Below are 11339 nucleotides of genomic sequence, written 5' to 3'. Positions count from 1 at the left end.
AAATCCTTTAAACAAAAATGACCGAGTAAGGTAAACCCGATACTCAGTCATTTCTTTAGGACTCATTAAAAACTTGAGACTTTTTCAGTGCCCTCCATTGGGTTGTCCCTTTTTTTATTTTATGGATCGCGCTATCGCTCGTGCTGAACTATGGATGTAATGTCAGATTATATCAATTATCCGTTAATTATCTGTACAGTACTCGTGAGTTTTTATTGTAATTGCTAAATTTATCAGACAAGGTTATATATGCAGATATCGATGGACGCAAATAAGAATAGAGAAAAAATAAGTTCCGGTTTTTTTTCAGTGCTGACGTATAATGTCGCGGGATTGCCCGGGATTATTTCGTCGGCAATTACAGGTAGAAGCAGGAGTATTGCCGAAATTGGAAGAAAGATTAATCCTTTTGATATCGTGAATGTGCAGGAAGATTTTAACTACAATAGAAGTTTATATTTAGGCGGTAATTTACATCCATATCGTACAAAAACAAAGGGCCGTGTTCCCTTTGGTGATGGTTTAAATACCCTGTCTCATTTCCCAATGACTGATGTTGTCCGTATTCCATGGAAAAAACGTACGGGGGCAGATTTTTTAACACCCAAGGGCTTTACTTTTGTTCAAGTGGAGATTGTGCCTGATGCCTGGCTGGATGTCTACAATGTCCATGCAAATGCACAAAATAGCAGAAAAGCTTCAAGTGCACGTCGCGATAATCTGAATCAGTTGCGCGATTATATCCGTGAACATTCGGGCGATAGGTCAATTCTTGTGATGGGCGATTTTAATGCACATTATAGTTTTTGTGATGATAATCTGCATGATTTTATGGATTCAACGGCTTTGGTTGATAGCTGGGTTGAATTGGAAAATGGGGGCTTAGTGCCAGAGGCTCGCCACGAGTTTAAACCCCAGCATATGTTGTCAATATGTAATCAGAGCGAATCCATTGATAAGATTCTTTACAGGAGCAGCAGTGACCTCAGTCTTGCTGCCCGGGACTATAATATAGAAAACAATCTATTCACGAATGTCAAGGGGCTGCCGTTGTCGGATCATTATGCGTTGGCACTCAATTTTAATTGGGCGATCCACCGTTAGTAGCTGTAACTTAGACTGAATGTTGGAACTATACGTTGCGTTGTCGTGTTGTCATTGATATAGGTTCCCTTAATGATGAATTCGAAATCCGGAAGCGGATATCTGAAGGCGTTAAAGTCAAGTGAAACGTATGCGCCGAAGCTTTTTGGTGAAACATCAGTGTGTTTGTGAATATTTTGATAGTCGGCGAACATTCCGCCTTTTACGCGCTTAATATAAGCTAGTGACCCTAATCCAAGGTCGGGATAAGCTATTGGAAAACGGTAGTTGACCAATACAGTATTTTTTACTTTTTCATATTTGTAATAGCTAAATCCGCTCACTAAAGGGATATCGTTGATATATTGATAAATTCCCGATCCTGTTTGGGCACTCAATCGGATCTGAAAACCGTGATTGCTCCTAAACCCTGGAAGATAAAATATTGTTCGTGCCGATAGGATTTCACCTTTTGCGTGGTTTTCAAAGGGGGTATGTCGATAGGTGACACTCATATTTTGCCCCCATCTTGGGTAAAGATCCATTCTGGCCATTCGGGCGTTGCGATTGAGATAAATTTGGTATGTCAATGGAAAGGCAGTTTCATCATTAAAATTTTTGACATCGGTACGGCTCAGATCATAACGTTTAAGATAGGCGGTAGCCAGGTTGAAACCGGTGGAATAGATGTAGTCTCTTCTGTAAAAGGAAATGGGGATAGCGATTTGTGAGGATATATAATGCTCCCTCCAGTCAAAGCGGATGCTGCTATCCGGTTTGTTAGGGATGCTTGCCGCGGCGATCTGCCCCCTGTTTTCGTAACGCAAGGAAAATTTTGGAAAGTATTTATTGTAGGTAAGTTCGGCGGAATATACTCCTTTTCGAATATCCGTATCGTATTCGTATCCTAATGCAATTTGTGTGGTGTTTAAAATGTTGTTTGACAACCAGAACACGCCAGGTTTAAAGTTGTCAAAGCTCTCAAAATTACTGCTGCTTAAGGAAAGACTATGAAAATTGAAGGTTCGTCCCAGACCATTGTAAGGGACGATTTGGCTATACTGACTGGGATCTACTGGGATTGAAGCGATGTTTTTGACACTGTCTTTGGTCAATGCAGTAGCGTAGTAGTGTGAAAAATAATCCGTTTCGGGAGCAATAGCAAATGAGGTATCAATAGATGTTTGACCGATTTTATAACCATCAAATTGGTAATCGTTGAAGAGTAATTGTTTAGTTTCCTTATCGTAAAATGGGTTAAATGCACCAAACTGTGCCTTCGTCAGAAGTTCCTTGTTGCCGGTTAAAAGGTCTATTGTGTAGATGTTGTCGATACCATTAAAGTTTGCTTTTGCCATAATGTTCATACTCGAAAGGTATTGAGGTCGCTCAAATTGCTGATTCCCCCAAGCTGTTAGGTTAGTAATTTTATCGGTTTTTAGATCAATTTCGCATATAGCAGTTCCTGTTTGTGACAATCGTATAGCGATAACTTTGTCGCCCTGGGCGTTGAAAGCAGGATGTTGGAGCTGTTCAGTATTACCTATTTTGATCCGTTTGACGACAGTGTTGTTTTTAAGACTTATTAGCGTTAGATAACTATCGTTGGATAAATCTACTTCCACGCAAGCGATGACTTCCTCTAATGGGCTAAAAACAGGTGAATAATATCTAGATTGCTTGGTAATCTGTTTAATTTTTCCTGTTTTGAGGTTCATGATATTAATGATGCTATATGTTCGCTTATTGAAACGGGGGTCTTTGTGAAGCTCATCCCACATGATGTAGTGACTATTTACATCGAAATGTGCCGTTAGTTGGATGCCCGTTTTAACCAGCATATTCTCTGCTTTTGTTGACGTATCAAAAGTATATATAGCGTTTGTCTTTTGTGGATTTTCCCGGATAAAATAGATCGTCCCATTCTTGTATTTTGGCAATAAATTGCTGTTATAATATCGGTTGTTTTTTTTGTCTATTTCTGTGTATTTTTTGTAGTGATAATTGGCTGTTTTTGTCCTCCATATTGTGTCCAAATTTGCAATAGTTTTACGGTATAGATAGGCGCTATTCCCGCCGATTTTTTTCTTTAAGACACGATTGATATTATAAGGGAACAGTGGTTTTCGATTTAGTTCTGAAAAGAGATCCGCTTCATAATTTGGCGGCAATTCTGATTTTAACGTCGAGGTCATCAGATAGCCTATTGTGTAGTAACTGGGAACGATATCTTTATAGGATCCCAATAAATATTTATTAAAACTATAGTTACGATTTGTTTGAAAGTTGGCTTTTATCGGCATTTCAAAAGCGGGTAATCTTCCCCTTCCTCCTTCAGAATATAGGGTCTCCGTCAGGGTGGCATCGCCTTCGAAGTACCACGAAGGAACAGTCAGCCCATAGTAAGCAAGAGCGAGCTGCTCAAAAAATGGTGCGCGTAATTTTCCTGTCAATTTGTCAAACTGATTGACGTGCCTAGACTCGTGAAGGATCAAATTGGGTAACCAAGTTTGGTTGTCGGGCTCTGCTCCAGCGGTGCTATATAACTCAGATTTACGCGGCGATAACTGGACAAAACCATTTGTTTGGAGGTTGGTGTTGTGAATAATGAAGGGAATCTTTCTAGGTTTAATTTTATAGTTTCTTGAAGTTGCACGGAGTGAGCGGCTAAGTTGATCCGCTAGGGTGGGGGCTTTGTCCTTCATTTCCGATGGGAAAATAAGTTGAAAATTTGCTGTCTCAATCTTCAGCCATTTTTGGCTTGAAGGTGCTTGGCTATCTTCAAAAAACTGAGCAAAAGATTTTTTTGAAAAGATGGTTAATGTGAATACTGTTAAAAAACTGATAATTATATATTTATGATTCATTATTTTTCATATATGAAGGTTTTGCTATTTTTTTTAGTTTTATTTTTGCTGTATATATCAACTTTAAGTTTCTATAATTAGTGTTTTATTCTTGAATATTAGATGTTTGTGTATTTTTAATTTCTTTTTCTTATTATATTTTTTTGTTTAAAAGAGGCTTGAAAAGTGTTTGGGATATTACTTGAATGTTCCATTACTTAACAGGTTAAAGCACATGACGAATATACTTAAATAATTGGCGATTCAATGATTTTACACTAAAAATTTGATCGCTTTTCTTAACCGGTTTCTCTGACTTTATTGCTTTGTCACTTGCACTGGATTTGTGCGTGAACGGGTGCTGAATTCATTTTTTCGTTGTGAAAAGTCACGTCGTCAGTTTTAAATAGATAGGTCATATCTTTTCCTTTCACATTGTACCTATTAAAGGTGATCATGTAATTAGATTAGCCTTTTTCTGCATAATGACATAATGTCTTGTTTTTGTATTGAGAGGTGGATTGCAATTACGATGTGCATGCGAAATACCTTGCTCAATGACTGCATTTTATTATTTATTTTTTTATGTAGAATTTGCTTTAAAAAAGCGATTTTTGTAACATATAAATTTTGTGTAGATGTAGGATTTTTTAAATGGATTAGGAGATATGGAAGAACTGGAAATGCAGGTGAATCAAATAGAGCAATTGATAGCAAGTGGAGATGTTGTTGGTCTGGAAGAATTTTTGAATGAATTGAATATTTCTGAAGTAGAGGAGCTGATTGATGAATTGCCCGAACATGGTTCGCTATTTATAGAGTCATTAAATTTGAACCGTGCAGTAAACGTTTTTCGTATCCTGGATTTTCCTACGCAGAACAGGATTTTTAAAAAGCTTTCTAAAGCAAAAATAAGCGCCCTAATTAACGAGTTACCACCGGATGATCGTACCTCATTTTTTTCCGAAATGAAGGATGATATCAAGCATTTAATTTTATTGTTACCGCCCAAAGATCGCGTTGAGGCATTGGCGCTGCTAGGGTACCCGGAGGATAGTGTTGGACGCTTAATGACCCCTGATTATATCACCGTAAAAGAGCATTGGAGTATTGAGCGGATATTGGGTCATATCAGGCGTTATGGAAGGGATTCTGAGACGATAGATGTATTGTATGTGATTGATGGTGCGGGTAAGCTAATTGATGATATACGCATCAAAGATGTATTGATGGCGGAGCCCGATACAGTGGTTGGGGAATTGATCGATCATCGCCTAATATCGTTAAATGCTTATGACCCGCAGGAGGAAGCAATCAACATCTTCCGGATGAATAATCGGGTGGCCTTGCCTGTTGTTGATGAACATGGCGTGATGTTGGGGATTGTTACCGTTGATGATATTCTTTGGGTTGCCAACGAGGAGTATACCGAAGACATGCAGCGCATCGGGGGAACCGAGGCATTGGATGAGCCCTATCTGGATGTATCGATTAAGAACTTGGTGAAGAAGAGAGCCGGTTGGCTTATTGTGCTTTTTCTTGGGCAACTTTTGACAGCGACAGTGATTGAACATTTTGAAGAGCAAATGGCGAGTGCGATTATGTTATTCGCGCTGATGCCTGTTATTATTTCCAGCGGTGGGAATAGTGGTTCACAGGCGTCGACATTGATTATTCAGGCTATGGCTTTGGGGGAAGTTACGCTAGGCGACTGGTGGCGGGTGATGCGCAGGGAGATCATATCGGGCTTGATCTTGGGACTTATTTTGGGTACATTAGGTTTTGTAAGGATCATGGCGTGGCAGTCTTTTGCACATAGCTATGGGGAGTACTGGGTACTGGTTGCGTTGGTTATTTCTTTATCCTTAGTCGGTGTTGTACTATGGGGGTCGCTAATGGGATCTATGTTGCCTTTTGTTATGAAGCGGCTAGGAGCTGATCCTGCGAGTTCGTCGGCACCCTTTGTGTCGACTTTGGTCGATGTCACCGGTTTGTTGATTTATTTTAGCGTGGCTACGCTTATTTTGAAAGATGTATTGCTTTAAGTGGGATCGAATTTACATTATTAGTGATGGATATGTTCATATTCTTCGCTAACAAAAGAACAGTAAAGTTCGTTTCGAAGCTGAGAAAGGGGTTTTTTAAAGTGGAGTGGAAAAATAAAAATAAATTATTCTAATTGGAATTTAGGAAGTTGTAAAAAATGTGCTCAAAAAATTTGTAGTATTCTAATAATCTTCCGATACTTGCATCACGGAAACGCAATAGGGTCTCCGGAAAAATTGAAAAATACTCCTGAATAGCTCAGCAGGTTAGAGCATCTGACTGTTAATCAGAGGGTCGCTGGTTCGAGCCCAGCTTCAGGAGCAATGAGATAACTTACATAACCGGAGTTATCTATACTATTCAATTTTTCATTCCTGAATAGCTCAGCAGGTTAGAGCATCTGACTGTTAATCAGAGGGTCGCTGGTTCGAGCCCAGCTTCAGGAGCAGCAATGCAATAATTTTATTTGCATAACAAATTAAAATGTACTACTTTTGTACACTCAATGAGAAAGTAATTTCTCGGGATTAAATTCCTGAATAGCTCAGCAGGTTAGAGCATCTGACTGTTAATCAGAGGGTCGCTGGTTCGAGCCCAGCTTCAGGAGCAATATTTAAACCGGCTTTATGCCGGTTTTTTTGTTTACCATGCTTATAAAAAGACTATGAGTTTAGTAATTATTGGTACGGTGGCTTTCGACACAATAGAGACGCCGTTCGGTAAAACTGACAAAATTCTAGGTGGTGCCGGCACATTCGCAAGTCTGGCGGCATCCTATCTGTGTGATCAAATCAAGTTGGTCAGCGTTGTTGGAGAAGATTTTGGAAATGACCATTTTGATCTTATCAAGAACCGTGGTATAGATGTAACGGGCGTGCAGGTGATAAATGGCGGGCAAACTTTTTATTGGTCGGGCAGATATCATAATGACATGAATAGCCGCGATACTTTAGCTACGGACTTAAATGTATTGGCTGAATTTGACCCCATTATTCCAGAGAGCTACCAGGATTGTGAATATCTTCTCCTAGGTAACCTTACCCCTCAAATACAATTGACAACCTTGGCGCGCTTAAAACACAAGCCGAAGTTAGTTGTACTCGATACAATGAATTACTGGATGAATGTTGCGATGGATGACTTAAGAAAGGTTCTTCTGAAGGTGGATGTATTAGCTATAAATGATTCAGAAGCCAGACAACTATCTGGCGAATATTCTCTTGTTAAGGCTGCAAAAGTTATTTTGGAAATGGGGCCGCGCTATTTAATTATTAAAAAGGGTGAGCACGGTGCACTTCTTTTCGGTGAGAATCAGATTTTTTCTGCTCCGGCACTTCCCCTGGCAGATGTGTTTGATCCAACCGGTGCAGGTGATTCCTTTGCAGGAGGTTTTATTGGATATCTAGCGAAAGTAAAAAGTATAAACTTTACAAATATGAAGAATGCCTTGATTTTCGGTTCTGCGCTAGCTTCATTTTGTGTAGAGAAATTTGGAACAGATCGCTTGGTTAGCCTCACTCAAGAGGACATACAAAAGCGATTGAACGCGTTTGTAGCCCTGTCCCAGTTTAATTTATAATCACTTATCTTTCAGTTTTCCGATAATTTGGAATTTTAAAAATACAGCGTCTGAATGGGGAGCGTCTTGAAGCTCCTCAGTTAGATCTTGTCCAGCCCAATGCTCGTAATGCATGCCATTCTTCCACAGTCTACTTTCGCCGACATCATAAATGTATCCACGATAGGCAACCCATATCTGCGGTTTGTCGCAGCCGTTCCTTAAAGCCAATTGACTTTTGCTATATTCTAATAATTCCTCTGCCATTAGTAATGTTAAGTTGGCGAAGATATAAAAACTAGGCTACTTTATACGCCGATAGCGATCTTTTCATTAATTTTCTGGCTACATGTATTCTTGTCTTTACAGTTCCGATGGGGATATTCAGGTGTTCAGATATCTCATGATATTTAAAACCTTCAAAGTACAATGTAAAGGGGATATAATACTCTTCGGAAAGACTTGATAATGCTTCGTGGATGTCTTGCATGACAAATTTACTTTCTCCCTGATTGGAGGAAGCAGACAAGAGGAGGTTTGCATTAGAAATATCCTCATCTTTCGTGATGAAGGAATTTGTTTTTACAATGCGTCTATAATTATTAATAAACGTGTTTTTCATGATGGTATAGAGCCATCCTTTTAAATTTGTTCCTTCTCTGAAATTTTTAAAATAGGTTACAGCTTTCAGAATTGTATCCTGAACGAGATCGTTTGCATCTTCGTAATCACTGGTAAAATTTCTGGCGTAGAGTTTTAATGAGTCAGATTGCTCAATCACCATGGTGTCAAATTCATTCTTAGTCATAGCTTAATGAATTATAACTGTTCTTTTTACAAAACAGTAAGTTTATAAAATGAGGTTCATTAAGTATGAGGCAAATAATGCGCCAAAAATGATAAAATAAGATTTGTTAATGTAATTTTAAGGTTATTTTAAGGCCAATAAAAATGTTTTATGGCTAACTTTAAGTAAATAAAATTAGCTAAAAGTGATTCTATGGCGCTTTGAAGCGTTTTTCTAATCCGCTTTTATTTGTGGAAAGTCAAAACGGATTAGTTAGCGGTTTTTATAATAAATTAACCTCACGCTCTAACGTAACGCCGAATTTATCGGCTACGTCGCTTATTATATGTTCCGACAGGTTGTAAATTTCCTGTCCACTAGCGTTTTGTCTATTTATTAGTACAAGTGCCTGATTTTTCCACACACCCGCTTGTCCATATGTTTTTCCTTTCCAACCGCATTGTTCTATTAACCATCCTGCAGCTAATTTTGTTTCATTATTGGGCATGGGATAGTGCGGAATAGTTGGGTATTCTTTTTGGAGCGTAGCGAAGAATGATTCAGTTACTATGGGATTTTTAAAAAAACTTCCTGCATTTCCGACTGTACTCGGGTCGGGAAGCTTTTCCACGCGTATTTTGGAGACAACGGTTGCAACATCGGCGATACTTGGATTGGTTATATTTTCTTTATCAAGCTCCACTTCTATTGCGCCATAACTTGTATTGATATGAGGGATTAGGCTGAGTTTATAGGTTACTTGAGTGATAATAAACCGGCCCTTATGTGCTGTTTTAAAGATACTATCCCTGTAGGAAAAGCAGCAATCTTCTTTCTGGAATCGTATAAAGCTACCTGTACGTGTATCAAAAGCCTGGCATTCGTGGAAGATATACATTAATTCTGCCCCATATGCACCTATATTTTGAACAGGAGAGGCGCCTACAGTTCCAGGAATCAGCGCCATGTTTTCGACGCCAGCGTAATTATGCTCAATGCAATACCAGACGAAGTCGTTCCAGATTTCTCCCGCTTGCGCTGTTACATAGACATCGTTGCCATCAATTTTTGACTGTATGCCTTTGCTTGTCATGCGGATGATATATCCCTCGAAAGCTTTGGTGAACAAAACATTGCTTCCAGCTCCCAAAACAAAAAAATTGTCTTTAAAAATGTTGTTTTTAAAAATTTCGGTCAATGTTTCATTATCATTCACTTCAATGAGAAAATTTGCCTTTTCCTCTATTCCAAACGTATTGAAAGGTTTCAAAGAAATATTCGATTGAACGTTTAATTCCATATTGACTTTAATTTTCAGAAATTCAAAAAAATCAGCTATCTTTAGCATGATAATCGGTAAAGATAGTATAAACCGTTTATTTAACGATAAAAAATATAAGTTTAATGGGTAATGCAGATGTAAAAAGAATCAAAATTCTAGAGGCTGCGACAAGGCGCTTTGCACACTTCGGAATGGCTAAGACAACGATGTCGGAAATAGCTAAAGATCTCAATTTTTCAAAAGCATTGCTGTATTACTATTTTCCAGACAAAAATAGCTTATATTCTGCTGTCTTCGAATATGTAATTGATAAAATGATCGAGGATCTGGAGGATGTCATAGGGAGGGGAGGCGACTTCGAGGAAATCATGATGTACTCCATTGATATGCGTGTCAAAATTATCAATCAATATTATAATTTGTTTGAATATACCATGAAGATGGTGAAAGAACTCCCCGATGAATTGGAGCAGGTGTTTAAAGAGTCTTATCTTCGGGAAGTTGAAATTATTGAGAAGATTCTGAAGATCGGTATCGATGCTGGAGAAATACAGGTTGAAGATATCAATGAAACGGCGAGAATTCTTTTATACTCGCTGTTCGGTATGCGTATGGGCATATTGAAGGATATGAAAAACATGTTATTTCCCACAAAAGAGGAATTCGATCATATCCTCAGTTTGCAAAAGAAAATGATGAAAATCTTCTTAAATGGCTTACGATTTCAGGTTAAGTAAGTGTTGATTGAAGAATGTGTCCGATAATCTGTTTGGCATGGATTCGTGAATTTTCAATAAACCATAGGTGAGTGTTTAAGCCGCCACAAACCACACCTGCTAGATAGATTCCCGCTACATTTGTTTCCATCGTGTCTTCATTATGACTTGGAATACAAGGCGCTTCTAGTGGAATATCAATCCCGATCCTTTTCAAAAAATCAAAATTGGGTCGATAACCCGTTAATGCCAGCACAAAGTCATTTTCGAGTTCGATAGTACCCTTTGGGGTTTGTATATGCGCGGAGGTCGGTGTTACTTCGGTCAAGTAGCTATTATAATAGACATCAATTTCCCCCGCAGCAATTCGATTTTCAATATCAGGTCTTACCCAGTATTTTACCCGATGGCTAATTGCGCTACCACGGATAACCAAAGAAACTTGAGCTCCTTTTCGAAAAGTTTCCAGCGCAGCATCAATAGATGAATTACTAGCCCCCACAACAATTACTTTTTGACTGCTATAATAATGCGGGTCATCGTAATAATGCCTGACTTTGGGAAGTTCTTCGCCCGGAATATTGAGCAACATGGGAATGTCGTAAAAGCCGGTTGCAATAATGATTTTTTTGCTCAAATACATCCTTTTGCTGCTGGTAACCAAAAATCCGGATCCTTCCTGCTTGATATCAAGTACTTCTTCGAAGAGGTGTGTATCTAGGGCGAACTTTTGCTGTATACGTCTGTAATACTCCAAAGCCTCCATCCGTTTGGGCTTAGGATTGGTTGTTACAAAAGGAATATCTCCAATTTCTAATCTTTCGGAGGAAGAGAAAAAAGTCATATTCTGGGGATAATTATAAAGAGAATTAACCAAACAGCCTTTTTCAAGGATAAGATAATTTAAATTTGATTCTTTCGCTTCTAGGGCACAAGCTAAGCCAATTGGCCCGCCGCCAACTATAATCAGGTCGTACTGTTTCATGCTATCACTCATGATGTAAATGTCGATAATTTTATA

At 38.7% G+C, this 11339-nt stretch carries 9 protein-coding genes and 3 tRNA genes; 7 read left to right on the top strand and 5 right to left on the bottom strand.

Features of this window, described 5'->3' with window-relative positions; all coding sequences use genetic code 11:
• Positions 1–249: 249 nt before the first annotated feature.
• Complete coding sequence (locus J2X77_RS19235) at positions 250–1104, top strand: endonuclease/exonuclease/phosphatase family protein (RefSeq protein ID WP_209576057.1); 855 nt, start codon at positions 250–252, stop codon at positions 1102–1104.
• On the opposite strand, the gene J2X77_RS19230 is transcribed toward J2X77_RS19235, so the two are convergent.
• Positions 1101–3950 (bottom strand): hypothetical protein, encoded by a 2850-nt coding sequence (locus J2X77_RS19230; protein ID WP_209576055.1) that lies wholly within the window; start codon positions 3948–3950, stop codon positions 1101–1103. The two genes, J2X77_RS19235 and J2X77_RS19230, sit on opposite strands and share 4 nt — an antisense overlap.
• A gap of 647 nt (positions 3951–4597) precedes the next feature.
• On the opposite strand from J2X77_RS19230, the gene mgtE reads away from it, so the two are divergent.
• The 5 genes from mgtE (at position 4598) to J2X77_RS19205 (ending at position 7554) form a co-directional block, all read left to right on the top strand.
• Positions 4598–5974, top strand: a complete 1377-nt coding sequence (mgtE, locus tag J2X77_RS19225) for a magnesium transporter (protein WP_209576053.1) — start codon at positions 4598–4600, stop codon at positions 5972–5974.
• 248 nt (positions 5975–6222) lie between these two features.
• Positions 6223–6296 (top strand) — tRNA-Asn (locus tag J2X77_RS19220).
• Between the two features lie 51 nt (positions 6297–6347).
• Positions 6348–6421, top strand: a tRNA-Asn gene (locus J2X77_RS19215).
• Between the two features lie 87 nt (positions 6422–6508).
• A tRNA-Asn gene (locus J2X77_RS19210) sits at positions 6509–6582 on the top strand.
• A 57-nt stretch (positions 6583–6639) separates the two neighbouring features.
• A complete protein-coding gene (locus tag J2X77_RS19205; protein ID WP_209576051.1) occupies positions 6640–7554 on the top strand; it encodes a PfkB family carbohydrate kinase in 915 nt (304 codons plus the stop codon).
• On the opposite strand, the gene J2X77_RS19200 is transcribed toward J2X77_RS19205, so the two are convergent.
• The 3 genes from J2X77_RS19200 to murB form a co-directional block, all read right to left on the bottom strand.
• Positions 7555–7800, bottom strand: a complete 246-nt coding sequence (locus tag J2X77_RS19200) for a cytochrome b5 domain-containing protein (RefSeq protein ID WP_209576049.1) — start codon at positions 7798–7800, stop codon at positions 7555–7557. It abuts the gene before it with no gap.
• Positions 7801–7831: 31 nt separating this feature from the next.
• On the bottom strand, positions 7832–8341 hold the full coding sequence (locus tag J2X77_RS19195) for an RNA polymerase sigma factor (protein WP_209576048.1): 510 nt from the start codon (positions 8339–8341) through the stop codon (positions 7832–7834).
• A 262-nt stretch (positions 8342–8603) separates the two neighbouring features.
• Positions 8604–9620, bottom strand: coding sequence for a UDP-N-acetylmuramate dehydrogenase (gene murB, locus J2X77_RS19190; protein WP_209576046.1), 1017 nt, complete (start codon positions 9618–9620; stop codon positions 8604–8606).
• Between the two features lie 104 nt (positions 9621–9724).
• Here murB and J2X77_RS19185 point away from each other — a divergent pair, with 104 nt between their 5' ends.
• Positions 9725–10339 carry a TetR/AcrR family transcriptional regulator gene (locus J2X77_RS19185; protein ID WP_209576044.1) on the top strand — a complete coding sequence of 205 codons (615 nt, stop codon included), beginning with the start codon at positions 9725–9727 and terminating at the stop codon, positions 10337–10339.
• On the opposite strand, the gene J2X77_RS19180 is transcribed toward J2X77_RS19185, so the two are convergent.
• On the bottom strand, positions 10332–11315 hold the full coding sequence (locus J2X77_RS19180; protein ID WP_310082072.1) for a YpdA family putative bacillithiol disulfide reductase: 984 nt from the start codon (positions 11313–11315) through the stop codon (positions 10332–10334). The two genes, J2X77_RS19185 and J2X77_RS19180, sit on opposite strands and share 8 nt — an antisense overlap.
• Between the last annotated feature and the right edge of the window lie 24 nt (positions 11316–11339).

Origin of the sequence: Sphingobacterium sp. 2149, assembly GCF_031455655.1 — a bacterium.
GTDB lineage: Bacteria > Bacteroidota > Bacteroidia > Sphingobacteriales > Sphingobacteriaceae > Sphingobacterium.
This window is presented reverse-complemented; position numbering and strand designations above follow the sequence as displayed.